A 24229-nucleotide genomic window follows, 5' to 3' on the forward strand; every position below is an offset into this window, starting at 1 on the left:
CCGTGTCCCTGTTCGACTCGGTGGACCGCTACTACGCCCGATACCGCCCCCGGTTGCCCGACCAGGTGGTCCAGCTCCTGGCCCGGGAACTGGCCGGCGTGGCGGCGCCCATGCTGCTCGACCTCGGCGCCGGCACCGGGCAGGTCGCCCTGTCCATGCTGCCGACCTTGCCTCTCGCGTCCCACCTGGACCTCGTGGATCACGACGAGGGGATGCTCCGCACCGCGCTCGACGAGCTCGGACCCCATCTGGGCGAGCGTACCGCCACCGTGCACGCCGTCCCGGCCGAGAAGTTCGCCCCCGACCAACCCGGCTACCAGGCGGATCTGGTCACCTGCTGCCGGGCGTTCCACTGGATGGACCGTCCTGCGGTTCTGGCCATGGTCGACCGGGTTGCCGCGCCGCACGCCGTCGTCGCGATCATGGGCGACGGCAGCCTTTGGACCCACCAGGCCGAATGGACCGTCGGGCTCCAGGGCCTGATCCGGTCCCACCTCGGAGCAGAGCGTCGCGCCGGCAGCACTGGCACCTACCGTGAGCCGGGCCGCCGCTACGAAGACGACCTCGCCGAATCCGCGTTCAGCGACATCGCCGAGCACCGCATTCCCTTCAACCGCGTGTGGACCCCCCGCAGTGTCCTGGGTTACCTGCGGTCCACCAGCTTCGCCCGGCCCGACCTCTTCGCCGACCACACGGGATTCGAGGACCAGGCCCAAGCGCTCCTTCTGCAGCACGCGCGGGACGGAGTCCTGCACGAGGACGGCGTGTTCACCGTGCTGCTCGCCCGCCGGCCGAGGGCAGCCCGGTGAGCGGCGGGGCCCGGCACGCGGTGCCGGTCGACGTCCACCTCATCCTGCGCCGGGACGGCGAGCGCGGACCGGAGGTGCTGCTGTCCCGCCGGGCCGGACCGGTGTACGCGACGGGGCTGTGGCACCTGCCGTCCGGGCACCTCGACCCTGACGAGGACATGGTCGAGGCCGTCATCCGGGAAGCCCTGGAGGAAACAGGCGTGCGCATCCAGGCGGAGGACGTGACCGCGGCGGCCACCGTCCACCACCGCCCACCGCTGGGATCCCGGTCCCGTATCGGCGTCTTCTTCGAGGTCCGCCGCTGGTCGGGCCAGCCTAGGATCATGGAGCCGGACCGGTGCGACGGCATGGACTGGTACCCGCTGGACGCCCTCCCCGACCCGATGGTGGCGTACTGCCGGGCCGGTCTGGACGCCTACCGCGCCCATCTGCCCGCCGCCGTGCACTTTCAACAGCCGGGCGACGCCATCGAGCACCGGCCGGACGGCCCCGACCGCACCCGCCTGCTCAGCGGGCCGCCCGTCGGTGGGCTGGAGGTGCCGTACCGCCTGCGGATGTTCGCGGAACAGGCCGTCGGCCGGATCGCGGAGGCGACGGAGGTGTCGTGGGTGCGCACCGGCAGCCGGGTGTGGCGGCTGACAGGGCCCGGGGGCGGCACCTGGTACCTCAAGCGGCACCGCGGGGCGAAGTTCCATGACCGGGAGGTCGCCGCGTACCGGTCATGGGTGCCGGCGCTCGGGGCGCGCGCTCCCCGTCTCGTCGCCGCCGACACTGCGGCGCGGGCCGTCGTCGTCACCGCGCTGCCCGGGCACCCGCTGCACGGCACGGTCCTCGGCGCTGGCGACGAGGCGCGCGTCCAGCAGGCCCTGGGCCGTCTCGTGGGCATCCTTCACCGCAGCGCACCCGAGCGGCCCGCCGCAGCCGCCGCGGCCGGGGACAGGATCAAACGTCATCTGGACGGGGCCCGCCCGTACTTGGCCACCGGGGACGAGGATCTGGTCCTCGCCCTCGTCGGCGCTTACGCGGACCTCCCGAAGCCCACGCTCGTGCCCACCCACGGGGACCTGCAGTACCGCAACGTCCTGCTGGACGGCGACGCTGAACCGCTGCTGTTCGACTTCGAGCGGTCCGAGTACAACACCGCGACCCGGGACATGGTGCGGCTGAGCGACACCTGGACCGGCCGCCCGGACCTGCGCGCCGCGTTCCTCGACGGGTACGGCAGATCGCTCACCCCTGCCGAGGAGCTGCGCCTGGACTGCGAGGCCGCGTTCGACGCCGTGTCCGGCATCGCCTACGGCACCAGCCACGACGACCCCGAGGTCACCGAGCGCGGCCACCGCACCCTGCGCCGACTCCGAACCCAACATCCATAGCCGGTCTCCATCTTCTACCCGTTCGAGAAAGGACCCCCGTGCCCGAACCCCGCCTCGCCACCCCTGCCGATGCCGCCGAGATCGCCCGCCTCCGGTCGGAGAACATCCTCAGCGAACCCCTCGACGAAGCCTGGCTCACCGCGTGCGCCAACCAGCTCGCCTTACGCCTCCAAGACGGCGGGGACGCCCGCGCGTACGTCGTCGACTCCCCCACCGGCGGGCTCGCCACCTGCGCCCTCGGCCTGGTCCATGCCGTCCTGCCCGCCCCCAAGTACCCCAAGGGCCTAGCCGTACGGATCCACGCGGTCGCCACCGACCCCGCACACCGGCGCCGCGGCTACGCCAAAGCCGCCCTCGCAGCACTCCTCGACCACCTGGAACACGCCGGTGTCACCCTGTACGAGCTGTACGCCAGCGACGGTTCCGCCCCGCTGTACGAGTCGCTCGGCTTCGCGGCCGACCCGGCACTCATGCGAATGACGCGCTTCCCAGTCGCCGTCGAAGGGAACGCGTCGTGAGCAAGCGGAAGTGGCTGCCTCCGGAGGAGTTCGCTGCGACGCTGCCGAAGGCCACGATGTTCGGTGCCGTGTTCTTCACCGACGAGGACGACCGGCCCGTCCAGCTGCGGGCCACCTACTCCGGTACCCACCCGTGGCAGTGGCCGGGCGGCGTGGCCGAACCGGGCGAGCGCCCCTGGGAGACCGCCGTGCGGGAGTGCCGGGAGGAGACCGGCCTCCGCGTGGAGGGGCCGCCGAAGCTCCTGGCCACCGTGTTCGGGCTGCCGGGCAAGGACTGGCCGCTGGCCACCGCGGGATGGGTGTTCGACGGCGGCCGGCTCACCCCCGGGCAGCTTGCGGGGATCGTGCTGGACCCGGACGAGCACGACGAGGTCCGCGCCCTGGCCGTCCCGGAGTGGCAGGACCTGATGCCGGGACGCGACCACGCCCGGCTCAAGGCCGTGATGGCCGCCCGCCGCACCGGGATCCCGGCGTACTTCGACACCTGGGACTGGGAGGTCTAGATGAGCATCGTCCTGATGTCCGACCCGCGGGTCGCCGCCATCCCGGTCGCGGACAACGGAGAGCCCCTGGCCGATGTCCGCGCAGGCGGAGAGCTCCTCCTCGATATCCGCCGATCCGATCCCGCGTACGCCTTCGCGCACCTACGCTCCGGCGTTCTCGACCGGCTCCTGCAGGCACAGCTGCTGCTGCCCGAAGGGCTGCGCCTGCTCATCGTCGAAGGGTTCCGCCCGCCGGCCCTGCAGCAGCGGTACTTCGAGGAATACGCGGCCGTGCTGCGCGCGGCCCACGGCGACTGGCCGGCGGAGGAACTGCGTGCGCAGGCGAGCCGGTACGTGTCACCGCCCGAGATCGCCCCGCACAGCGCCGGTGCAGCCGTCGACCTGACCCTCGTAGACGCGGACGGCACCGAGCTCGACATGGGCACCCGCGTCAACGCCAATCCGGAGGAGAGCAGGGGGCGCTGCTACACCCTCGCCGACGGCCTCCCCCACCAAGCCCGGCTACACCGCGCCACACTCAGCCGTGCGCTCACCGCCGCCGGGCTCGTCAACTAGCCGACCGAGTGGTGGCACTGGTCCTTCGGCGACCGCTACTGGGCCCTGATGACCGACCAGCCGACAGCCCTCTACGGACCCGCCTCCCAGCACTCCGACCTCTCCTGAGCCACCGACGAACAGGGAGCCCCGCAGCACATGAGCACCACGCACACCGCACAGGACTGGCACGCCCACTACGCGGCTGGCCGCGACTTCTGCCCCCTGAGCGACACCGAGAAGACCGTCCTCACCAAGCACCTGGCCCTGTCGGAAGGCGCCGAGGAGGCCCGGGCCCTGGACGTGGCCTGCGGGACCGGTGAGCTCGCCCGCTTCCTCGCCACTGCCGGGTACCAGGTGGACGCCGTGGACTGGGCCCAGTCCGCCGTCGACAAGGCCAGCGCGGCCTCGGACCAGGTCAGCTGCCACCACCTCGACCTGACCAGCGGGGACCTCTCCTCCCTCGCCTCGGCTGGCACCGGCGGCTACCAGCTGATCACCATGCGCCGGGCCCTGGCCCACCTGCCCGACCGCACCCGCACCGTCGCCGAACTCGCTGCCCTCCTCGACGAGGACGGCACCCTGTGCGTGATCACCCCGCACGCCGACCGCCACCCCGAGGAGCTGCGCGGGATCTGCCTGGACGACACCGAGATCGACCTGCTCGCCGACGGCTGGCAGCACACCGAGCGCATCGAGGCCGGCGACCTCACCATCCTGCTGCTGCGCGGGCCCAAAACCGACTCCGTCACCTACAGCGAGAAGCGCACCCCGAAACCGTCCGCGATGGCCGGCGTCGCCGTCGTGATCAACAACGACCGCGGGCAGGTCCTCCTCGGCTGGAACCCCTCCCGCGCCGTATGGGAACTCCCAGCCGGCAAGGTGGAGCCGGGCGAGGCCTTCGAGGCCACCGCGGTACGCGAGCTAGCGGAGGAGGCGGGCCTGCACGCCCGGCCGGGGTCGGTGCTCCTTCTGGGTACGTTGTGCGACTCCACGCACGGATTCACCCGGGTCACCGAGATCGCCCGCATCACCGACTACACCGGCGAGCCGACCGTCCGGGAACCGGAGTTGATCACCCGGTGGGAGTGGCACACCCCCTTCGCCGTGCGGAACCTGCCCCAGCCGCTGTTCACGGCGTCCGCGCAGGCACTGAACGTGGTGTGGCCGGGCCTGCTGCCCGACGTCCCACCCGCGCACCACACGCCCAGGCCCGCCGGAGGCGTGCCGCTGAAGTTCGGCGAACCGACCGCGGCGGTCCGGCTCCGCGAGCAGCTGGTCGAAGAGCTCACCGAGGCCGGCTGGACCGACACCCCGGAGCTGCGGCGGGCGTTCACGACGGTGCCCCGTCACGCCTTTCTCCCCGAGCAGTCGCTCCCCCGGGCGTACGCCAACGAGGCGGTGGCCACCGTGTTCGACGAGAGCACGGGGCGGTCGATGAGCTCGGTGTCCCAGCCCGAGATGCAGGCGGCCATGCTGCACCGCGCCAACCTCCGGCCCGGCGCGAACGTGCTGGAGATCGGAGGCGGCGGCTACAACGCCTGCCTGATCGCCGAACTCGTTGGTCTTCAGGGGTCGGTGGTGTGTGTGGAGATCGACCCCTACGTGCATGCACGTACGGAGCGGTTCCTGGCCGAGACCGGGTACGCCGACCGGGTCCGGGCCGTCCTGGGCGACGGCACCCACGGAGCCCCCGGAGACCTGATCCCAGCGGACGGCTTCGACGCCATCATCGTGACGGTCGCCTCGAACGACGTGGCGCGGCACTGGACGAACCAACTCGCGCAGGGCGGGCACCTGGTCTTGCCCCTGCGGATCGGCGGGTTCACGCGGGCCATCGGCTTCCGCAACGAGGATTCGGCGCTGGTGTCCACGGAGATCAGCCCCTGCGGGTTCGTCCCCATGCAAGGTGCCGGCCGGTGGGACGAGACCGCGGCCCCGCTCGGGGACACCGGCTACAGCATCCGCTGGGAGGACACCCCGCCTTCCGCGCTCGACGGCCTGGACCGCGCCCTGGCCACGGGCGGCACCGAGCTGTGGACCGGGGTGACGGTGCGCGGCGGGGAAACGCTCGAGGACCTGCAGCTGTGGCTGGCCACCTCCCTGCACGGATTCTGCCGGATGGAGGGCGATCCGGGCCAGCCCGGCCCCGTGCGGCTGCCGAAGCGGTCGGGTGCCGAAGCGGTCGTCCTCGGTCGCTCGCTGGCCTGCCTAATGACGGAACGACGTGAGCACGACGAGGCCGACGGCACGTCCACGTGGGAGTTCGGCGTCCAGGGCTTCGGGCCGGACGGCAAGGCCGCCGCGGACACCCTGGCCGCCGCCGTCCACACCTGGGACCGCGACCTTCGGGGCCGGGCCACGCCCCGACTGACGGTGATGCCCGCAGGTACCCCCGACTCCGCGCTCCCCGCCGGAGACGTCGTGGAGAAGAACGACTGCCGCATCGTGGTCTCCTGGCCCGGCCGTGACGAGGCTCCCGCCCCCGCCGTTGGACGGAACACAGCCACAGGGAGGTCCGACGAGCAGTGATCACCTGGATCAACGGGGCCTTCGTCAGCGGCAAGAGCACCCTGGCGGCCGGCCTTCATCAGGCGCTGCCCGGTTCGGTGGTGGCCGACCCCGAGGAGATCGGCGACCTGCTGCGCCGCACCCTGGCCGGGCACCCCGGAAAGCTCCGCGACTACCAGGACTATCCGGCCTGGCGGCGCCTGACCACGGCCTACATCAGCGAGATCGCCGCGCACACCAGCGGTCACGTCCTCGTGCCCATGACCGTGCTCAATCCCGCCTACGCCGCGGAAGTGTTCACGCCCTTGCGCCGCTCGCCCGGGCTCGTCCATCTCGTCCTCCACGTCGAACCGGACGAGCTGAAAACCCGGATCGACGCGAGCGAGGAGTTCCCGGGAGACGAGACCCGTAGCGAGGCCGTGCGCGCGTACCGGCGGCGAAGGGCGGTGGACTACACCACTGCCTCTGCGTGGATGCACGCCGAAGGCCACGTCATCGACACCAGTGCCCTGCCCGCGCACGCGGTCCTCCAGGCCGCCCTCAGCCGTACCTCGCCCGCCCACCCCGTAACCGCCGATGGAGCCCGACCCTGATGACCAGCAGCACCACCCTCACCGCCGTCCGGCTGGGTACGCGGCCCAGCCCCATGGCCCTGGAACAGACCGGCCGCTTCGCCGACGCCTTCCGCGCCCGCTACCCGGAGGCGGTCCTCGACATCGTCGAGATCGTCTCCGAGGGCGACCGGCACCGCGGCTTGCTGTCGGCGATCGGCGGGAAAGGGGCCTTCACCCGCAACGCGGACCGGTACCTCCTCGACGGCCTCGTCCAGGCCACGATCGCGTGCGCCAAGGACGTACCCGGCCCGCATGACCGCTCCCCTGGCATCATCATCGGAGCGGTCCTGCCCCGAGAGGACACCCGCGACGCCCTCGTCCTCCCCGCCGGTCATCCCGCGGCCACGCTCGCCGAACTCCCGCCCGGCACCAGGGTCGGAACCAGCGCACCCCGCCGCTCGGCCCTCCTCAAAGCCCTCCACCCGAAGCTCGTACAGGTACCGATCCGCGGCAACGCGGACAGTCGGCTCACGAAGCTGGACGAGGGCACGCTCGGCGCGGACGTGATGATCGCCGCCCTGGCCGGGCTGCGCCGCCTTGGCCACGAGGACCGGGCCTGCGAGATCCTCGACCCCACCGTGTGGCTGCCCGCGGCCGGCGCGGGGACCGTGATCGTCGAGCACCGCGCCGACGACCCCGCAACCGGGGAGCTGCTCGCACCCCTCACCCATGGCCCCACCCGGATTCTGCTCGACGCCGAGCGGGCCGCGCTCGCCACGCTGCACGGCGGGTGCCTGACGGCCGCTTCCGCCCACGCCATCCTCGACGCCGCGTCGGGAGTCGTCACCGTGCACGCCGCCGTGCTCGACCCGACCGGCGGCGACCCTCTGCGCGCCTGCGCGTCCGGCCCCTCGACGTCAGCCCATGAAGTTGGGCAGGACGCAGGCCGACAGCTGCTGGACGCCGGAGCCGAGCGTCTTCTCGGACGGCCCGCATGACCGATTCGATTGCCCGGCAGGCAGTGTTCGCGCCGCCAGCCCAGACGTCCGACCAGGAGCGGATGCGCAGTCGGCACCAGCAAGCTGCCCGTGCCTTCTCCGTGACCGCGTCCGGGCCGGAAGCCTGGGGATGGCAGGGCAGAACCCTAGGGCGCCGAGCCGGCCGGTGGTGGCTGCGGCTGGTCAGTGCTCCCGCCGACAAGCGCAACGCCCGCCTGTGGGAGGGCACTGCCGCCGCGGACTCCGCCCTGCCCCGCTCCGTTCCCCGGCCTCGCCTGCACGCCGTCACCGAGTGGACCGACGACGCCATCGCCTACCGGGCCGAGCTGTCCGCGTACACCGCCCAACCGGCGCTCCAATCCGGCGGACCCGTCCTGACCGGCGACGTCGACCTGCCCCGCTCCTGGTGGGCAGACCTACGCAGCGCACTCGCTGCCACCGCGACGGTGCCAACCGACCGGCAAGCCGTACGGCAGCAGTGGATCGACCGCAACTTCACCCGCTTCCTCGGGATCCCCGGGCCCACGATCACTTCCTGGACCACGGGGCACGGGGACCTCCACTGGGGCAACCTCACGCCCGAGCCCCTCGTGATCCTCGACTGGGAGGGGTGGGGGCGGCTCCCCACCGGCTACGACGTGGGCCTCCTACACGCCTACACCCTCCCCCAGCCCGCCACGGCCGCCCGCATCCGCAGGGAGTTCACCCACGTCCTCGGCACCCCCGAGGGACGGATCGGCGAACTCGTCGCCCTCGCTCAGCTTCTCCAGGTCACCGGCCGCGGCGCCCACCCCGAACTCGCCCCGCACCTGGCCCGCCGAGCCCAACAGCTCACCGGCACGCCCGTCCCAACAGCCACCAGCACGGCCAGAACCGCCGACCGCTGACCTGGCCCCACCTCCGACGTCTCGATACTGCGGCCCGCACACAAGCGTGAGGGCCGGCACCGGCACCCCAACCGAAGGAGCAGCCGTGTCGCTTCCCAGCCTGCTCGGTGTCTTCGCACACCCCGACGACGAGTCCCTCTTGGCTGGCGGCGTTCTCGCGCAGCACGCCGCCGCAGGCGCAGCAACGAACGTCGTCACCGCCACCTGGTCCTCCACCAGCCACCGGGCACCCGAGCTCGCTGACGCCCTGGCCGCGCTGGGAGCCGGAAAGCCGAGGATGCTCGGCTACGCCGACGCCCGCGTCCCCGAGTCCGCGCCCGGCCGCGCCCGGCTGTGCGATGCCCCCATCGACGAGGTCGTCGAGGTACTCGTCGGGCACATCCGCGCCGTGCGCCCTCAGGTTGTGGTGACCCACGACGCCTACGGCCAGCTGACGGGCCACCACGACCACGTCCGCACCCACCAAGCGACCGTCCTCGCGTTCCACGCCGCCGGTCTTGAACACCTCCACCCGGATGCCGGGGCCCCTTGGCAGCCCGAGGCTCTGTATGCGGCCACGCACCCGGTCTCGGGGGTGGGCGAGCTCGGCCCTCTCTTGGAGCGGGTGGGGAAGAAGATCCTCAGCGTCCCCGACGAGCACACCACCACGACGGTCAACGTGAGCGAGTGGCTCGAGCAGAAGTGGGCCGCGATCTCCGCTCACCAAAGTGAAGCCGCCAAGGAACGGCCACTTCCCGGCATCCTCTCCCGCCTCCCGGCAGCGGAGCGGGAGCCGATCATCTCGACCGAGCACTTCACCCTCCTCGCCACCCGCCCCGCACCCGCCCACCGAGCAACGGCCACGGAGCACGCCCGCCTAGGCCAGCCTGTGTGAGCGGGAGGAGTGAACGAGGTACGTCCGCCCCGGCAAGGCCGGCTTGGTCCCGGACCAGTTGCTGTCTGCTCCAGACGGAGCAGGGGTGGTGACTCCGGACGCCGGTGGACGTTGGAATGACCGTGCCGAAGACCGCGTCCAGCTCAAGCAATGCCAGCGCCGCCTCTGCCCGGAAGGAGCAGCAGCCGGGCTTCCTCTTGACGTCCCCACAGGGTGAAGCAGCACGCACGCTGCTCGGCTACGTGGCCTCGCTGGCCCTTCCCGACGCCGATGCCCAGCTCGTTGCCGTGGTGGTGGCCATCCGAGCTGCGCGTGGCGGTGTCGGCAACATCACCGGGACGGACCTGTCGGCCCTGCGGCTGGACGATGCGAGCGGAGCCGTCGATGCCCTTCGCGGGCTGGGCTGGCAGGTAGATGATGCGCTCTTCGGCGGTGATCCGGCAGTACCGGTCCCGGTCACCGTGCCGGATCTGGCCCGGGAAGCGGCCCACCCTCTGCCTTTCGGGAAGAACACGCGCTCACGGGTGTCCGGATGGACCACGCGGACCTTGTCCGCCAAGCCGGTCAAGAAGCTCCCTCCCGCTGCTCGGCTGGCCGGGCTGTTTCTTGCCGCGCACAGCACCCCCAAGCTCCTCGGTCAGATTCCGCCCGACCTTCCCGACGCCTGTCGGGCCGCCCTGCCCGACCTTCTGCGGAAGGGCTTCCTCACTGAGCTATCCGAGGACCGCTGCCGCCTCGACCCCGCGGTGCGTCACTTGTCGGGCATGCGTCAGCCCTCCGAAGAGGAGAGGGCACAGAGCGCCAAGGACGAGGGCAGGGCGGTTGCGCTCGCTGCGACTCCGGGATTCCAGTTCGAGGCAGAGGCATGGGCCGGGTGGAAGAGCGCGGTCACGCCGGCCTTGCGCCGACACGTTGAGGCCGTTGAGTACTGCACCGTGTGTGCTCGGACACCGGAGCGCGTCGCACAGGCGTTTATGGTGCCCGGGCGTCCTCAGTTCTTCTCCAAGGGCACTGCGGTCGCCTACGGCGCGTGGAAGGACACGCACCCGGACCGGGGCCAGCTGGCGGCCAAGTTCACCGTGGCCTTTCGCAGCGAGCACGGCCACGGCCCCTCATACGCCCAGCTGGGCTCGGGCCTGGGCTGGCAAGTGGATCACGCGTTGCGGAACTTTGCCGTGCGGCGGCTTCTGGCTAACGAGTGGCTGACCGAAACGGGGACGGTGCCGTGGACGTTGCGCCCCGGGCAAGTCGCGCAAGGCGAGGGCATCACCCTGCCCAAGGCACGGAATCAGGGGGCCACCGTTCAGGCCCGGACATGACGGGTGGGTGCCCAGGTCGCCACCTGGCTCGGAGGCCGTGATTTCACGTATGCGGACGTCGGCCAGACCCAGGCGTAGGCGTACGGCGAGGCGAGCGTGGTCGGAGAGCGGGTCTCCGAAGGCGGCGAGTTCCCAGTCCAGGAGGACGTACGGCTCGCGTCTGCCGATGTACCCGACCCGGTTGGTCTGGCCGGTGCTGAATCCGGTGGCGCCTTCGGGGACGCGGCCGTCGATCGTCGCTATGCGGTCAGGCGAGGTCCCCGAGGTAACGGGTGGGAACCTCACCGTGCGCGAGGTCAGCGATCAGGGGGCGCAGGCCCTGCGGCAGTAGGTTGAGGCCGGTCACGTTCTCCAGCTCCACCCATTCCAGGCCTGTCTGCACGTCGTCCTCGGCGTGGCCGCCGAGCTCGTCCGGGTCTCCCTGGGGCCGGCACAGGAAGATCGCTTCGACCCGGTGGTCTTCCGAGGCGCCACCGTGGTTGGCCCCGATGTACTCACGCAGCCACAGCAGACGCTCGGGTGCGACGTCCAGGCCGGCCTCCTCGTGGACCTCTCGGCGGACCGTGGCGTCGAGGGACTCGCCGGGTTCCTGGCCCCCGCCGGGCAGGAAGAAGCAGTCCTGGCCCTCCCAGTGGGCGCGCTGGAGCAGGACGCGGCCGTCGTGGAGGATGACGGCCTTGGCCGCGTTGCGGACGGTCGCGCTAACAGGTTCAGTCACGGGAGCTCCTACGTGTGATCGGATGTTGGGTGTTCAGCTTGTGCGGGTTCCCGTGCGCAGCGGGCCCGCGGAGGGCTCCTATAGCAGTTGGTCGGCGTCGACGCGGGAGAAGATCAGGTCGGTCATGTCGCTGATGGGACCGTCCCAACGCTCGGGGGCAGCCGGTCGGCGGACCGCGCTCGGGTAGCTGGTCGGGTCGTAGTCGTTGGCGATGCGGTACGTGTGGAAGCCGTGCGCCCGGAGGGGTTCCAGGACGTCGTGCACGCTCTGCCCCTGCTTCGCCAGGGATCGGGGGGTGACCTCGATGACGAGTTCGACGTCGGCTCGAAGGTTGCCGAGGACCGGGGCGAGGCCTTCCATGAGGAAGGCTTCGGCTCCCTCGACGTCGATCTTGATCAGGCGTGCCGCTGCGAGTTCGTGCGGAGACAGGATCTCTGGCAGGGGAAGGGCTTCAATCTGGAAGGACGAGTGCGAGGTCTTCGGCTGGACAGCGGAGGTGTTGCCGAGGTTGGCCGTGTCTTGGAGGTAGAGGGTCAGGGTGCGTGCGGTGTCGGCGGCTGCTGCGTTGACGGTGCGCACGTTATGGCAGGCGTTGCGCTGGACGGCCTCGGTGAGGCTGGTGTGGAAGGCAGGGGATGCTTCGATGGCGACGACGCGGCCGGGTGCTCCGACGAGGCGGGAAGCGAGGAGGGTGTAGTAGCCGGTGTGGGCGCCGACGTCGATGAAGGTGTCGCCGCGGGTGAGCCTTCCCCGGATCCAGGCCGTGAGGTGGGGCTCCCAGACGCCGTGGAGGTAGAGGAACCGCTGGATCAGGTCGCTGGTGGTGACGGCGACGAGGTCTCCGTCCCTGGTGCGGGTGATCGCGGTGCGCGGGCGGCGGGCCAGTTCCTGGTCGAGGTAGCGGATCAGGGGAGCCGAGGCGAGGGCGGGGGGCGCGTGCCGGACGTACGCGCGCAGCGCGCTGACGAGCGGGTGGGGAATCGGAGGCACGGCAGCTCCTTGGTTGTGGCCCGCGGCGCGGGCAGTCGGTGGCAGGCTGGTGCCAAGCAGAGGTTGGCGGTGGAGGGCGTGACGGTGGGGCGCGAAGGTGTGCCGGTGGTGTTCTTGCTTGTCGGACTGACCGGTTCGGGGAAGACGACGTACTCCCGAGAGCGGCTGGAGCCGGCGGGTGCGGTGCGGCTGTCGGTGGACGAGGTGGTGCACGACCGGCATGGCCGGTACGGGGTCGACTACCCGGAGAACACGTACTTCGAGAAGGAAGCCCCGGTCGTCGCGGAGCTCCAGGAGCAGCTTGTGCGCTTGGTGGCGGAGGGCCGGGACGTGGTGTGGGACCACGGGCTGTGGCCGCGCAAGCACCGGGAGGAGATGAAGCAGCTGGTGGAGCGGGCAGGTGCGCGGTGGCGTCTGCTGTACTTCCCTGTCGAGCGGGCGGAGCTGCTCAGACGACTCGAGGAGCGCAACCAGCGTGCGGACGCGAACTCCTTGTTCGTTTCGCCGGAGGCGTTGGACGACTTCTTCGCCCGGTTCGAGCCGCCTCAGGGCGAGGGCGAGGAAATCGTCGGCCCGGACTGGCTGTGATTGTTGGCCGGCGGCCTCCAGGTGTCCACGATCGAGGTGGCTTCCTCGGCCCACCAGCTGGGTGTGCGCGTCAGTGAGACGGGCCTGAAGGACAAGTCCTGGTCGTGGACGTCGATACGGCCGTCGTGCTGGTCGAGGTGGTCCAGGAGGCGCCAGGCCTCGGTGGGGATGGCTGGGGAGTCGGTCTGCCAGCTGCCGTCGAGGCTGTGCTGGTAGCGGCGGGTGAGGTCTTCGCGGATGCCGGAGCGCCACTTGAAGTGGTGGATGACGACCGGCGGCCGGTTGGTGGGACGGTGACCGGGGGCGCGGTGGTTTCCGGAGGACAGGGCGATGCCGGAATGCGCCAGGACGACCTTGCGCGGGTCGCCGCGCAGGAGGTGGTGGGTGAGGAACGCCCCCAGCGGGAAGCCGGCGTCCAGCCCTGCGGCTGGATCCCAGCCGGTGAGGGTGCCGTCGGCGCTGACGCGGTCGAGCATCAGGCCGCCCACGGTCTGCGTCCCGTGGCGTTCGGCGTCGAGTAGAACGTCGGTGAGCGGCGCCGGGTAGGTGTGGAACTCGTCGGAGTCCGCGATGAGGTGCCATCCGTCTCCGGCGAGAGCGCGGAGCTCGGCGGTCAGCTGCGGGTTGGTGTGTTCGTGCCAGGGTCCGCAGCTGACCAGCGCCGGGGTGATGCCCTCGCGTCGGCAGACGTCACCCAGGAGTCCCTTCACGTCCTCGGTGACGTGGTCGGGGTAGTGGAAGCCGAGGGTGAACCGCTCGATGCCGAGGGTGCGGTAGTGGTGCAGCCAGGACTCCAGGAGTTCGGGTTCGACGGGGCCGATCAGTGCCACGAGGGTGGGCATCGTGGGCATGGTTGGACTCCTTCATGTGGGTCAGCGCGAGAGGCAGACGAGGAACGCGGCTTGCTCGGCGGCGGTGGGGATGCCGATCTGCTGGGCGGTTCTTGGGCCAGGCCGCTTGGGCAGACTGCTCGACAGGCGGTCCAGGTGGTCAGCGAGGGCTGGGGCGTCACCGGCGGGGAACATGCGGACCCAGTCCAGGCCTCGCAGGCGTGCCGAGAGGCTGGGGTCGTGATCGGAGACCAGGAGCGGGACGCCGAGGCGGGCGGCGTCTGCGAGGAGTCCGGACTCTTTGCCGACGCCGGGATGGCGTGCAAGGACGGTCGCGTCAGCGGCGGCGTACACGTCGCGGATCTGCGCCTGTGTGGCCGCCGCCTGGGTGGCCTGGAGGCGGACGTGGGGCAGGTTGCGCCAGCGCCGCAGCATCTGCTCGTCCAAGGGGTCGCCGATGGCGAGCACGGTGAGGGGGCGGGTGAGGCGGTGCAAGGCGGCGTCGATGGTGGCGAGGTCCTTGGATGGCCACCAGCCGCCTACGAGGCACACGGCTCGGTCGGCGGACTTCAGGCCGGCCTGCTGCCGGGCGGCACAGCGCTCGGTCTCGCTGATCCGGTCTCCGGGATCGGCTACCGCGAACGGGCGGGTACGGCAGGGCACATGGGGAAAAAGGGAGGCCAGGTCGTCTCTTACTTGGTCGGTCGGGGCGAGGAGGGTGACACGGTCCCTGCCCCGGCTGGTGATCCTGCCCAGGAAGCGGAGCAGGGGGTCCTCGGTGGTGTTGATCTCGTGGACGTAGCGGGCGTGCGGTCCGCCGAGTAGTCCGGCGGTCGTGTGGAGGGCTTCTCCGGCCGATAGGACGGTGATCGGGTGGGCGCCTGCGAGGCGCCGGCCGGTGCGTACGGCCGCGGCCTCGGTGAGACACCGTGCCAGCGCGGTGATCTGGTGCGGTGCGCGACGCAGGGCCTTGGGCCACCGCCGTGCACGGAAGAGGGCCAGGACGAGGTGAGCCGTCGCCTCGGTGGCTCTGGCCGCGACGGTCAAGATCCGGGCAGCCGCCCCGTGGGGGCGGTCGACGACCCGGGCCTGGGCGTCGACCAGGGCTGCGCGGCTCTCGGGGGTGACGCCGTTCGGCACGATGACCATGGTCGGCTGGTAGGCGCGGGCGAGGGCGATGAGGGCGCCGTGGTGGTGGCCGCTGGCAAGGTGGGCGTTCCGCTCGACCAGCACGAGCGTCGGCTTCACGCTGTCACCCCTGTCGGGCTGTGGGTGGCGGTGAAGCGGGCCAGCAGCCAGCCAGGGTCGTTGATCCTGTCGAGGTCCTCGGGGTGATCGTCCCGGCCGGTGGCGAAGGCAATGCCCTCGTGCGCGCCGGCGACGGCGAACTCGGCGAAGTCGCCCTGTCCGCAGGACTTCCAGGCGGCGAGTCTATTCCGGGTGCCTTCCTTGCTCATTCCGTATTCGCTGCCCTGCGAGAGCATTGCGCATTCTCGGAACGCGGCCTTCCAGGCGTGGTACGGGCTCTGGTTGCAGCGGGTGGTGCCGGCGATGTCCTTGCTGAACTCGACCCTCCCGGGCAGCGCGGCCAGGACATCGACCGTGTTGCCGAGCTGGTAAAGGTCCGAGCGGCGCATCAGCTTCAGTCCGCCGTACCCGTAGACGAGGCCGTTGAGCGGGTTGAGCGCGGGCCACACCCTCATGGACACATCGGGCGCGAGCGGGGCGACGGCCGTGGGGTCGAAGTCCTCGCTGATGGCGAAGTCACCGTCGGCGAGGAAGTACAGCTCGTAGTCGACCAGCTCGGCGGTCAACCGGTAGGCACGGCGCATCCCTCGGACGCCGTGCAACCTCTTCGTGGGCCGGCGAAGCACCCGCTCCAGCCGGGCGTGGAGCTCGCCGGCGAGAGGTTCGTCGTAGCTGAGCATGACGGCGTCGGTGGCGATCACGCGACCGCCTCCAGGTACCGAGCGGCCACCGTGGCCGGGTGCAGTCCGGTCGTGGAGGCCAGGGCGCCCTTGGCGTGGTCGAGGTAGAAGTCTTCGTCGTGGGTGAGCCGTTCGACGAGGGCGACCGCTTCGGCGTCGGTGGTGAACAGCAGCCCGTCGGCGATGTGCTCAGCGAACCAGTCCATCCTGGGAGCGATGACCGGCAGGCCCATGCTCTGGCAGTCGATCACCGACATCGCCCAGGGGCAGCCGGCGCGGAACGGGCCGAAGCCGAACTGGCACTCCTCCAGCATCCGGCGGTAGGTGCCACGGTCACCGAGGTCGGTTCGGACCTCGACGCCGGGCAGGGCAGCAAGCGCGGCACGCATCCGTTCGGGGCTGTCGTCCAGGGCGACCCGCTCGGGGCTGCGGGTACCGAAGAGGTCCATTACCCGCAGCCGCGCTTTAGTACGGGACGTGAGCTGTTCGGCGAGCGTCACGAATCTCGGCGTGCCGTAGTGCTCGTAGAGCCTGTGGTTGTAGATGCCGGTCAGCGGTGTGCCCGTCGTCGGGGCAGTGAGCGTGGCGGGGTCGCGGACCAGCCGCTCGTCCCTGGGGGGCGGGACGATTCGCATCCGGTCGGCGATGTCGGTGCCCGCTCGGGCAGCCGCGTCGGTGACCCAGGAGGCGGCCGTCTCAGAGTGCACCAGGATCCGGTCGCAAGCGGCCAGGCCGGCGGCGAAGGCCAGCAACACCGGCCAGCCCAGGCCTCGGTCGTCCAGGGCCGGATCCTGTACCAGGCGGCCGGGCTGCGTGGAGAAGGGCAGGTAGTGGCAGTACCCGGTCAGTAAGGCGTGCGACTTCGCTTCCAGCAGGGCCGCGCGGACCGCAGGGGCGGCCTCGATCTGGTTGGCGACCACGACGTCTGGCGCGGTTCGCTTGATGAGCGCCACCAGCTCGTCCATGCCGGGGTCGAAGCGAGCCCGGTACTTGTTGACGGGCACCGTCGTCCGCTCGAAGCGGGCGCGGCCGTCGCTGACTCGGGCCGGGGCGGCCATCACGAACTCGGCCCCCTGGTCGATCATGGGGGGTGCGAGCAAGTCAGCGAAGATCCATCCGGAGTCCGAGGCGAGCTTGTCGGGGTTCGAGATGTTCAGCAAGTACAGGATCCTGGTCATGGGCATTTCCCTTCGGGGGTCGTCTCCGTTGGAAGCAACGAGCGGTCACTGCACGCCGGGAGGCAGCAGGGTGCTCCGGGTGGAGCGGGGCATGGATTAGTGCAGCAACCGGCCAGCGAACTGCGGTTGGGTGTGAACGTGGCGTTCTCCGGCTACCCGGCAGGTCCGCGGGCTCGGTCAGGAGCGGGGCCGGGGCAGGCCCTGCAGCGACGGGCCTCCGGGTGGAGCAGCGACGAGGGCGGTGGACGTTTCGGAACCGCACGGCAGTGGCGACGTGGCGGACAGGCTCGTACGCCCGCAGCGGGAAGCCCGTGCAGCCGGGTCCGACACTCTGATGGGATCCTGCTCCCGAGCCGTGGCCGTGGCATCGGCCGCGTAATGCGGCTGCTCTTCGGCCGAGGGGATATCGGGTGCCGCATACACGGGCCCACTCGGCGTGGCGGCTTGCGCATGATGCGGGCCGGTGACGGACACCAACGTCAGGGCCAGGCCGATGGTGTTCCCGGCCGCGAGCAGGAACCCCGCGACGACATCACCGTCGACCAGACCGAAGCGAAGGCGGAGGCGGCCCGGTAACCAGCCTGTCCCGCCGTCCTGCCCCTTCCGGGCGTGCGCGCTCACAGGTTGCCCTGAGAGGTGGCGAGGTCGGCCCAGAATCGCCTGCCTTCGGGCGTGGCCCCCACCCCCCAGGCCGGGGTGAGCCGCGGGATGAGGAACATGCCGCAGCTGTCGTGTGCGGCACCTCCCTCGACTGCTGGGCGGGAGCTGCCTCCGGAGCCGGTCACGATCATCCGCACGGCGGCGGCCTCGGTGCGGGTCACCTCGACACTCACCTCGTCCACGTCGCCGGGCATGATCAGGTGGGTGACCAGGTCGGACACCACGACCTTCGCCGTCTCCACACAGTCGTCCAGTCCCCACGTGCGCAGGTACAGAGCGATGTCCTCGCGGGCCTGCCGCGCGGTACGCGGTTCGGACGGGTAGCTGTCGGAGTAGCGCTGCGGGCCGACAGGCGAGGGGTATGGCATCGTGCTCACCCCCGCGCTCACCGGGCGCCCTCGCGAATCGGAGGGCGCGGTATCCGGGTGGGCCCGGGCTGGCTGAAGAGCTCCAGGTACAGCCGGCACGTATTCGCGTCCCAGGTGGAGGCGGGGCCGTGCGCGGCTCGGAAGGTGCGGGCGGTGTGCACCGTTGAGGTGCTGGTGCTGGTGGTGCTCTGGCTCATGATGGCCTCGGCGTCATCTCGTTGCGGTCTGGGACGGCTCTCGGCCCCGAAGGTGCCGAGCACGGCCGCTGCGCCGGGCCCGTGTTGGACCGGGCTATCCGGTGCGATGACGGGTGGTGACTGATGATCTTGAAGTGACGAGCCGTCATCTCGGCGCGATAGATAGAGTGCCTCTGACGCACCGGGTGCGCAACTAACTCACCCAGATTGATTTCTGCTCACCCTCGACGCGCGAAACCGGGCACGGGCACAATGCGACCTAGGACGACCAACACGCACCCATGGGTGACGTCGCATCACCTTCCGAGGGACGAGGGGGAGATCATGCCGAACCAGAGAGCCCGGCCCACCCTGCGCCGCCGCCGACTCGGCGAGCAGCTCGAAGCGCGGCGCGAAGCCGCCAGCCTCAGCTCGGAGGCCGCAGCGACGCTCATGGGGTGGGACAAGTTCAAGCTGTCGAAGATCGAGAACGCACGGCAGCACATCTCCGCCAAGGACGTTGAAGCCCTCCTCGGCCATTACGGCATCACCGATGCGGCGTTCGTCGGCGCCATGGCCGACCTCGCGCGGGACGCGGGCAAACGCGGCTGGTGGACCGGGTTTGCCCAGGCCGGCGACTCATACCAGGACTTGCTCAGCGTGGATGCCGACGCCGAGACGATGCGGTTCTACTCGCCCACCCTCGTACCCGGCCTGCTGCAGCGCGGCGCATACGCCCGGCAGGTCATCAACGCCGCCGCCATCACCCGAACCGACGAAGACAAGGAGGGCCTGTCCAGACTCCGACTTGCCCGCCAGTCGGTACTGGAGCGCTCCCCGAACCCACTACGACTGTGGGCCGTGATCGGTGAAGCCGCACTGCACCACAAGTTCCCGGACGTCGACGCCATGCGTGACCAGCTCGCCTACCTGCTGGAGGCGTCCACCCGCAAGGGCATCACCATCCAGGTGATGCCCCTCCACTGCGGCGCGCACCCCGGCCTCGCAGGAATGTTCAACATCATCAGCTTCCCCTCGCCATGGCCCACCGTGGTCAACCTGGAGAACCTGCGAGGGGGCACCTTCGTCGAGGGCACCGCGGACGTGGCGATCTTCGAGGAAGCCTTCGGCCAGATCGTCGCCAACGCGCTCTCGCCGGACCAGTCTCGCGACACCATCGCAACGATCTTGAAGGAGAACCACACATGAGCGCCCCAGCCCCTGACAGCCCCCACTGGTTCAAGTCCTCGCACAGCGCTGGCGAGCAGGACTGCGTAGAGGTCGCACACACCTCCGGCGCCGTCTACGTCCGCGACTCCAAGTACAAGGCCGGGCCCGCCCTTGCACTCACCTCAGCCGCGTTCGCCAGCTTGGTGGCCTTCGCCCGTGGCACCTGAAGTCTCCGGCCAACGAGAGGGCGGGCCGAACTGCTTTCCCCGTCCCACCTGAGGACACGAAGCCCGCCCTCACAACCACGTGCCGTCGTGGTCCACCGGTCGCCGCGGCCCTGGCGACCGGCTTCCTGGCCGCTTGCTGTCGGACGGTGGCCACCATGCAACCGCACGGAACGATCCATTTCTTCGGGACTTCCGCGAGCGAGCAGCATCAATCAGTCCGCCGGCCGCCGCGTCGGAAGTAGGGCGGTGTCAAACTCCACGCAAGGAGTCGTGGACTTGATACGTTCGAGTGCATGACGCTGCGTCCTGTGGATCTACGCAAAGAGCCAGTGGAAGCCGTACTTAACCGTGTGGAGCAGTCGCTGGCGGTGCACCTCAATCACGGGACCGTGGTGCGTAAGCGCCGGTCCGTGGGGGCACGTACGGACCGCGGTACGTGGGTGCGCATCGAGCGGCGGGGGCTCGACCGGATCGGGGTCCAGGGCGGGGACGGCACCGCGTCCGCCGAGGCCCTGCACGGAATCGCGAAACCGGCCTGGTTCGCCGGCGTCGCCTGGCGGGACGAGACCGAGCCTGTGATGTGGCGAGCGGACGAGACGGAGCTGCTGCCCGGGGCGCCGGTGGGTAACGCCGTGGTGGCAGAGGACCCAGGGTTGGCCGAGGAATGGTGGGTCGCGCTGAACACCTCCCTGGACGCCCTCGCTGCGCAACACACGAACCGGATCGCGACACCGGATACCGAGACCGTCACACATGAATTGGTTGCGGGGACGATCCACAGCGTCTTCCCCGGGGTCGATACGACCGTGGCCGAATGGCACCCGGCCCACGCGGATCTCAACTGGGCGAATATGACGGCGCCAGTGTTCAACGTGTTCGACTGGGAGGACTGGGGCATGGCCCCGCGCGGCCTGGACGCGGCGAATCTGTGGGGCTCCTCCCTCGCCGTCCCCGCTTTGGCCGACCGTGTCCGCCGAGAGCGGCGTGACGATCTGGAGAGCCGGGACGGGAAGCTGATGACGCTGTTCGTTGCCGCGAAGATCCTCGGCCCCTACGCCGACCCGGACGACCCCCGGCTGGGGGCCGCCCGGGAGATGGCGGAGCGAGTGGTGAAGGAGCTTCAGGCGGGCTGAAGGCGGGCCTGGAGGAGCTGCCGGTACTCCCGGACCACCTGGTCGTCGACCTCGTACGCCAGGGCTCCGGCGAGCTCCCGCAGGTGGTCGGCGTTGTCCGTACCCACCGCGACCGCGTCGACCGAGGGCAGGCCGTAGGCGGAGCGGAAGGCTGCCTGGACCCTCGTGGCGGATGGGGAATTCCGCAGGAATATCCGCGGGTCGAACTTGCCCCACACCACGTCGGCCGCACTGCCACCGAAGGGGCTCATGCCCCACACCTGCCCCGGCCGCCACCGGGCCACGAGTGTCTCGGCCGCTTCGAGGACGCCGAGACCCACGAGCAGGCCTGACCGGACCATGAGGACGTCAGGGCGCGGCGCCTCCAGGTCCACAAGCGGGCGCGGGTTCCAGCTCGATACACCCCAGGCGCCGCACAGCCCTGCCTGTGCGGCGTCGGCCAAGGCCGCACACGCCCGCTGCAGCATCTGGGCGTCCGGGTGGGAATGCTCCGGGTTGTGTAGGAGCACCACGTCCGGCTCCCGCCCCAGCTCCTTCACAGCCTGCTCGATTCCGGCGCGTAGCCGAGCGGGAGTGAGAGAGTGTTCCCCAGGGAAGTACCCGACCTTGGTGGAGAGCGAGAAATTCGGCAGGAGATCGCCGGCCACCGCCCTCAGCGCCTCGTGTGAGCGATGGCGGAAGTAATTCGAAGCGGTGTCGAGGCGTGCTACCCCGAGGCCGACGGCCGCTTCAAGTACGTCACGGGCGTGACCAGACCGGTATAGCCCGAGGACGACATCTCCGTCAGTGGTTCGCACAGTCCCTCCATGACGAGCAGATCGGCAAGGGTGATGGTGTCCTCGTCGGCTCCGTCGAGGTAGACCGGGTGACCCGACAGGAGCGCGCGCAGGCCCGGATCCGCGCGCTCGTGGAAGGTCAGCCGCTTGCCCCCGCCGCACACCTGGACCGTGTCGCCGGCGCGGACGATGGAGGGGGCGAACTCGGTGACGGCCACAACCCCCTCCGGTCGGCCGAAAGCGGTCACGTAGGGCATGTGACGTGCGGGCGGGGTATTGGACCGCAGTTCGTCCAGGTATCGCTCCGGGCTGTAGGAGGCGGCCAGGGAACTGAGCTTGTCCGTCAGCACCTTGTGCGCGGTTCCCTCGGCGCCCTCCAAGTCGCGGCGGAAGGCCTCGTCGGCGCGGGCGGCATCGGAGAGGAAGTTGGCCCACGTGACGCCGTTCCGTTTGGTGAACCCGAACGTCACATGCAGTGAGTGGCCATCACTACCGGAGCCCAGGCGGGTGGCGGTGTGCCAGAAGCCGCGGGGGATGTGCATGACGTCCCCGGCCCGCATGGTGCCCTTCCACAGCACTTCCTCGGAGGGCGTGCGGTTGCGTTCGGCATCGCGGTACATCGGGGCCAGCCGGGACGGCCCGCGCACCTCCCACGACTTCTCACCGGCAAGCTGCACGGCGATGACCTCGTGATCGTCCCAGTGCAGATGGAATCCGTCGGTGTCACCGACCGCGAGGTACGCGTTTGCAGAGGTCAGTTCCCCCGACCACCAGCCGAGGGCCCGGCAGGCGACTTCCAGGGTCGGGTCGAAGAAGTCCAGGTGGTCCAGGACCACGGTGCCGCCCTGGTTGAGGATCCGTCCGAGCGCCGCCATGTCGGCCTGACTCACGGCCTGTCGACGCCGGTTGACATTGCTGGACAGGAACAGGGAGGGGTGTACTTCGTCGCCCTCGGCGTAGCAGCGCAGCTGCGGGTTGGCCAGGTGTCGACGCTTGATCAGGTCCAAGAGCCTGTGCGGAGTCAACAGGCGTGCGGGCAGGTCCGGGTCCGTGAGGCGGCCGCGGGCGAACGCGGCCCCCACGGAACCCGGCCCGTCCCAGCCGAGAGCCTCCTCGATGTGGGCGACGAGCCGGTGCTCCATGGGCTCCCCCTACGCCCTCGGGAGGTTCAGGTCGCGGTTTTCGCCGTCATCGCCAGCGCTGTTCTGCGAGCTGGTGACGTCCGACCGCTCGGACTCGCTGCGGTCGTGTGCGGTCGCCAGCTCCTCCACCGCGATCAGGAGTGCGGGGCTGGTCCCTGCCTGTGCGGATGACTTGTCTGCCATCTCTGCTCTCCTCTCTCAGCTTCTCCACCCGGCTACGGGCGAAGTGTCTGAGTTAACCCGCCTCCACGGCAGGTCAGTAGAGCAATATTCGGACAGATGTGCGGATGCTCGGCGGTGGCACCCGCATCGGGGAGGACGACAGCGCCACACAGCGAGTTCCGTGGACGAGTGTGGGGCGTTGACGCAGCTCAGACGACCGGATCGACGCCGGGCGCTCATGTGGTGTCGGCGGGTACCGGATCGCGGGAGCGCTGCGCGACATCCGGGAGAAGGCCCCGGCCGCCGACCCGCCGACCAAGGCGTGCGCGGGCACCTCCCGCGCGCTGATCATCCTGCTCGAGTCAGCACGACTGCACCTACACGCCGAGCGACACCGAAGACGTCGCGGCCGTGCTCGGCAAGGCGGAAGAAGTGCTCACCAGCGTCAGATCCAACGTTGCCGTACTGCCTCGCTGGAGCCGCCAGCCCGGCAGTCTCGAGTAGCCGCGCACTCAGGACCAGAACCCTTTCGGTGCTGCTGGGCGCGTGATGGGCCCGCCGGCCAGGCCTTCCACCCACCGAGCACCGGCCTATGCAGCCAGCCCCGGGATTTCGAGCAACCCCAAGGCCCGGTCGGGCGTGATTTCGACTAGGACGCGCCGGGGATCTTCCGCAGGCCTGCGGCCGTAGCGCGCAGCGTAGCCGTCTACAGCAGCAGCGATCTGCTCCTGGTCGGTGATCACGCGAGCCACCCCTTCAAGGGTTATCCAACGAGGCCCATCCACTTGCGAAACCGCCACGCGCGCCTCGCCGGGAAGGGCGGAGAGGATATTGCTGATCTTTACGCTCGACTTCCGCGTGATGACACGGGCGACATTAGCGTCATGGTCGTACGTCACACCGACAGGAACAACGTGCGGCGTACCGTCGGGGCGCAGCGTCGCAAGGGTGGCGAGGTGGTATTCGGAAAAGAACTTACGAAAACCATCGGTACTGCAGAGCTCGGTAGACATACGCAGGAGGATAAACGCCTCTGTGAGGATTCGTCTGCGAGGCATCTCACGGAGCAAAGATCGATAGACCCGCACCCTGGCCGATAGGCACTATGCAGACACCCCCCTTGCGCGCCGCTCACCACACGCAGTGGGTCGCGGGTGGCGAAGCTTCCGCGCATCTCAGAGGCCCCCAGAGAATCTACGCGTGTAAACCCCTGCGATTCCGCACTTCCGCCGGGCTCGCCCGCCACGGAGACGTGGTTACCGTGCGGTAGATCACGCCCCTGACGTCATTTTGATCATGC

The 24229-nt window shown here is 70.2% G+C and carries 26 protein-coding genes and 2 pseudogenes; 15 read left to right on the forward strand and 13 right to left on the reverse strand.

Going from position 1 to position 24229, the window contains the following annotated elements:
• The first annotated feature begins 2 nt into the window (after window positions 1-2).
• The 11 genes and pseudogenes from AB0469_RS00930 (at window position 3) to AB0469_RS00980 (ending at window position 10883) form a co-directional block, all read left to right on the forward strand.
• Window positions 3-809 (forward strand): class I SAM-dependent methyltransferase, encoded by an 807-nt coding sequence (locus tag AB0469_RS00930; protein ID WP_063782558.1) that lies wholly within the window; start codon window positions 3-5, stop codon window positions 807-809.
• Window positions 806-2185 carry an NUDIX domain-containing protein gene (locus AB0469_RS00935; RefSeq protein WP_366449137.1) on the forward strand — a complete coding sequence of 460 codons (1380 nt, stop codon included), beginning with the start codon at window positions 806-808 and terminating at the stop codon, window positions 2183-2185. Before AB0469_RS00930 ends, AB0469_RS00935 begins: the two co-directional genes overlap by 4 nt.
• Before the next feature lie 38 nt (window positions 2186-2223).
• Entirely contained in the window at window positions 2224-2703 is a 480-nt protein-coding gene (locus tag AB0469_RS00940) for a GNAT family N-acetyltransferase (protein ID WP_366449138.1), read from the forward strand.
• Window positions 2700-3206, forward strand: a complete 507-nt coding sequence (locus tag AB0469_RS00945; protein ID WP_033215659.1) for an NUDIX domain-containing protein — start codon at window positions 2700-2702, stop codon at window positions 3204-3206. Before AB0469_RS00940 ends, AB0469_RS00945 begins: the two co-directional genes overlap by 4 nt.
• Window positions 3207-3869 (forward strand): annotated as a pseudogene (locus tag AB0469_RS00950) (M15 family metallopeptidase).
• Between the two features lie 30 nt (window positions 3870-3899).
• Window positions 3900-6272, forward strand: coding sequence for a methyltransferase, FxLD system (gene fxlM / locus AB0469_RS00955; RefSeq protein WP_366449139.1), 2373 nt, complete (start codon window positions 3900-3902; stop codon window positions 6270-6272).
• The gene (locus AB0469_RS00960) at window positions 6269-6844 is read left to right on the forward strand and encodes an AAA family ATPase (protein WP_366449140.1); all 576 of its coding nucleotides are present in this window, start codon (window positions 6269-6271) and stop codon (window positions 6842-6844) included. The genes fxlM and AB0469_RS00960 overlap by 4 nt, the downstream gene beginning before the upstream one ends.
• Window positions 6844-7803: a hydroxymethylbilane synthase gene (gene hemC, locus AB0469_RS00965; protein ID WP_366449141.1), complete on the forward strand. Its 960-nt coding sequence runs from the start codon at window positions 6844-6846 to the stop codon at window positions 7801-7803. The genes AB0469_RS00960 and hemC overlap by 1 nt, the downstream gene beginning before the upstream one ends.
• Window positions 7800-8690, forward strand: a complete 891-nt coding sequence (locus AB0469_RS00970; protein WP_366449142.1) for a hypothetical protein — start codon at window positions 7800-7802, stop codon at window positions 8688-8690. The genes hemC and AB0469_RS00970 overlap by 4 nt, the downstream gene beginning before the upstream one ends.
• Window positions 8691-8775: 85 nt before the next feature.
• Window positions 8776-9564, forward strand: a complete 789-nt coding sequence (locus AB0469_RS00975) for a PIG-L family deacetylase (protein ID WP_366449143.1) — start codon at window positions 8776-8778, stop codon at window positions 9562-9564.
• Between the two features lie 116 nt (window positions 9565-9680).
• The gene (locus AB0469_RS00980) at window positions 9681-10883 is read left to right on the forward strand and encodes a hypothetical protein (protein ID WP_366449144.1); all 1203 of its coding nucleotides are present in this window, start codon (window positions 9681-9683) and stop codon (window positions 10881-10883) included.
• A 247-nt stretch (window positions 10884-11130) separates the two neighbouring features.
• Here AB0469_RS00980 and AB0469_RS00985 read toward each other — a convergent pair whose 3' ends face one another.
• Together AB0469_RS00985 and AB0469_RS00990 are read right to left on the reverse strand one after the other, a co-directional pair.
• On the reverse strand, window positions 11131-11601 hold the full coding sequence (locus tag AB0469_RS00985; RefSeq protein ID WP_366449145.1) for an NUDIX domain-containing protein: 471 nt from the start codon (window positions 11599-11601) through the stop codon (window positions 11131-11133).
• Window positions 11602-11679: 78 nt separating this feature from the next.
• On the reverse strand, window positions 11680-12591 hold the full coding sequence (locus AB0469_RS00990; RefSeq protein ID WP_366449146.1) for an FkbM family methyltransferase: 912 nt from the start codon (window positions 12589-12591) through the stop codon (window positions 11680-11682).
• 105 nt (window positions 12592-12696) lie between these two features.
• Here AB0469_RS00990 and AB0469_RS00995 point away from each other — a divergent pair, with 105 nt between their 5' ends.
• Complete coding sequence (locus AB0469_RS00995; protein WP_366449147.1) at window positions 12697-13179, forward strand: ATP-binding protein; 483 nt, start codon at window positions 12697-12699, stop codon at window positions 13177-13179.
• On the opposite strand, the gene AB0469_RS01000 is transcribed toward AB0469_RS00995, so the two are convergent.
• From AB0469_RS01000 to AB0469_RS01025, 6 genes are all read right to left on the reverse strand, one after another.
• A complete protein-coding gene (locus tag AB0469_RS01000) occupies window positions 13137-14030 on the reverse strand; it encodes a hypothetical protein (protein ID WP_366449148.1) in 894 nt (297 codons plus the stop codon). The two genes, AB0469_RS00995 and AB0469_RS01000, sit on opposite strands and share 43 nt — an antisense overlap.
• Window positions 14031-14051: 21 nt before the next feature.
• Window positions 14052-15257: a hypothetical protein gene (locus tag AB0469_RS01005; protein ID WP_366449149.1), complete on the reverse strand. Its 1206-nt coding sequence runs from the start codon at window positions 15255-15257 to the stop codon at window positions 14052-14054.
• Window positions 15254-15958 (reverse strand): hypothetical protein, encoded by a 705-nt coding sequence (locus AB0469_RS01010; protein WP_366449150.1) that lies wholly within the window; start codon window positions 15956-15958, stop codon window positions 15254-15256. The genes AB0469_RS01005 and AB0469_RS01010 overlap by 4 nt, the downstream gene beginning before the upstream one ends.
• Window positions 15955-17115 (reverse strand): glycosyltransferase family 1 protein, encoded by a 1161-nt coding sequence (locus tag AB0469_RS01015; protein ID WP_366449151.1) that lies wholly within the window; start codon window positions 17113-17115, stop codon window positions 15955-15957. Before AB0469_RS01015 ends, AB0469_RS01010 begins: the two co-directional genes overlap by 4 nt.
• Before the next feature lie 617 nt (window positions 17116-17732).
• A complete protein-coding gene (locus AB0469_RS01020; protein ID WP_366449152.1) occupies window positions 17733-18152 on the reverse strand; it encodes a hypothetical protein in 420 nt (139 codons plus the stop codon).
• 8 nt (window positions 18153-18160) lie between these two features.
• A complete protein-coding gene (locus tag AB0469_RS01025; protein WP_366449153.1) occupies window positions 18161-18340 on the reverse strand; it encodes a hypothetical protein in 180 nt (59 codons plus the stop codon).
• A gap of 324 nt (window positions 18341-18664) precedes the next feature.
• Here AB0469_RS01025 and AB0469_RS01030 point away from each other — a divergent pair, with 324 nt between their 5' ends.
• The 3 genes from AB0469_RS01030 to AB0469_RS01040 all read left to right on the forward strand — a co-directional run bounded on the left by AB0469_RS01030 (window position 18665) and on the right by AB0469_RS01040 (window position 20849).
• Entirely contained in the window at window positions 18665-19528 is an 864-nt protein-coding gene (locus tag AB0469_RS01030; protein ID WP_366449154.1) for a DUF5753 domain-containing protein, read from the forward strand.
• Window positions 19525-19716 (forward strand): DUF397 domain-containing protein, encoded by a 192-nt coding sequence (locus tag AB0469_RS01035; protein ID WP_366449155.1) that lies wholly within the window; start codon window positions 19525-19527, stop codon window positions 19714-19716. Before AB0469_RS01030 ends, AB0469_RS01035 begins: the two co-directional genes overlap by 4 nt.
• Before the next feature lie 293 nt (window positions 19717-20009).
• Window positions 20010-20849: a hypothetical protein gene (locus AB0469_RS01040; RefSeq protein WP_366449156.1), complete on the forward strand. Its 840-nt coding sequence runs from the start codon at window positions 20010-20012 to the stop codon at window positions 20847-20849.
• On the opposite strand, the gene AB0469_RS01045 is transcribed toward AB0469_RS01040, so the two are convergent.
• The 5 genes and pseudogenes from AB0469_RS01045 to AB0469_RS01065 form a co-directional block, all read right to left on the reverse strand.
• On the reverse strand, window positions 20837-21100 hold the full coding sequence (locus tag AB0469_RS01045; protein WP_366449299.1) for a hypothetical protein: 264 nt from the start codon (window positions 21098-21100) through the stop codon (window positions 20837-20839). The genes AB0469_RS01040 and AB0469_RS01045 overlap by 13 nt on opposite strands.
• Before the next feature lie 174 nt (window positions 21101-21274).
• Window positions 21275-21646, reverse strand: a pseudogene (locus AB0469_RS01050) (aldo/keto reductase); the annotation flags it as partial.
• Window positions 21556-22767: a cupin domain-containing protein gene (locus tag AB0469_RS01055; protein ID WP_366449157.1), complete on the reverse strand. Its 1212-nt coding sequence runs from the start codon at window positions 22765-22767 to the stop codon at window positions 21556-21558. The gene AB0469_RS01055 and the pseudogene AB0469_RS01050, both read right to left, overlap by 91 nt.
• A gap of 9 nt (window positions 22768-22776) precedes the next feature.
• Window positions 22777-22950: a hypothetical protein gene (locus AB0469_RS01060; RefSeq protein ID WP_285528417.1), complete on the reverse strand. Its 174-nt coding sequence runs from the start codon at window positions 22948-22950 to the stop codon at window positions 22777-22779.
• Window positions 22951-23519: 569 nt separating this feature from the next.
• Window positions 23520-23942, reverse strand: a complete 423-nt coding sequence (locus AB0469_RS01065; RefSeq protein WP_285528416.1) for a TIGR03618 family F420-dependent PPOX class oxidoreductase — start codon at window positions 23940-23942, stop codon at window positions 23520-23522.
• Window positions 23943-24229 lie beyond the last annotated feature (287 nt).

Origin of the sequence: Streptomyces sp. NPDC093801, assembly GCF_040701585.1 — a bacterium.
GTDB lineage: Bacteria > Actinomycetota > Actinomycetes > Streptomycetales > Streptomycetaceae > Streptomyces.

What these genes read in the sequence shown, in the direction of transcription:
- fxlM (WP_366449139.1), top strand. Translation starts at nt 3,900, where the DNA reads ATGAGCACCACGCACACCGCACAGGACTGGCACGCCCACTACGCGGCT.
- hemC (WP_366449141.1), top strand. Translation starts at nt 6,844, where the DNA reads ATGACCAGCAGCACCACCCTCACCGCCGTCCGGCTGGGTACGCGGCCC.
- AB0469_RS00970 (WP_366449142.1), top strand. Translation starts at nt 7,800, where the DNA reads ATGACCGATTCGATTGCCCGGCAGGCAGTGTTCGCGCCGCCAGCCCAG.
- AB0469_RS00980 (WP_366449144.1), top strand. Translation starts at nt 9,681, where the DNA reads ATGACCGTGCCGAAGACCGCGTCCAGCTCAAGCAATGCCAGCGCCGCC.
- AB0469_RS01000 (WP_366449148.1), bottom strand. Translation starts at nt 14,030, where the DNA reads ATGCCCACGATGCCCACCCTCGTGGCACTGATCGGCCCCGTCGAACCC.
- AB0469_RS01015 (WP_366449151.1), bottom strand. Translation starts at nt 17,115, where the DNA reads ATGACCAGGATCCTGTACTTGCTGAACATCTCGAACCCCGACAAGCTC.
- AB0469_RS01025 (WP_366449153.1), bottom strand. Translation starts at nt 18,340, where the DNA reads ATGAGCCAGAGCACCACCAGCACCAGCACCTCAACGGTGCACACCGCC.
- AB0469_RS01030 (WP_366449154.1), top strand. Translation starts at nt 18,665, where the DNA reads ATGCCGAACCAGAGAGCCCGGCCCACCCTGCGCCGCCGCCGACTCGGC.
- AB0469_RS01035 (WP_366449155.1), top strand. Translation starts at nt 19,525, where the DNA reads ATGAGCGCCCCAGCCCCTGACAGCCCCCACTGGTTCAAGTCCTCGCAC.
- AB0469_RS01040 (WP_366449156.1), top strand. Translation starts at nt 20,010, where the DNA reads ATGACGCTGCGTCCTGTGGATCTACGCAAAGAGCCAGTGGAAGCCGTA.
- AB0469_RS01045 (WP_366449299.1), bottom strand. Translation starts at nt 21,100, where the DNA reads ATGAGCCCCTTCGGTGGCAGTGCGGCCGACGTGGTGTGGGGCAAGTTC.
- AB0469_RS01055 (WP_366449157.1), bottom strand. Translation starts at nt 22,767, where the DNA reads ATGGAGCACCGGCTCGTCGCCCACATCGAGGAGGCTCTCGGCTGGGAC.
- AB0469_RS01060 (WP_285528417.1), bottom strand. Translation starts at nt 22,950, where the DNA reads ATGGCAGACAAGTCATCCGCACAGGCAGGGACCAGCCCCGCACTCCTG.
- AB0469_RS01065 (WP_285528416.1), bottom strand. Translation starts at nt 23,942, where the DNA reads ATGTCTACCGAGCTCTGCAGTACCGATGGTTTTCGTAAGTTCTTTTCC.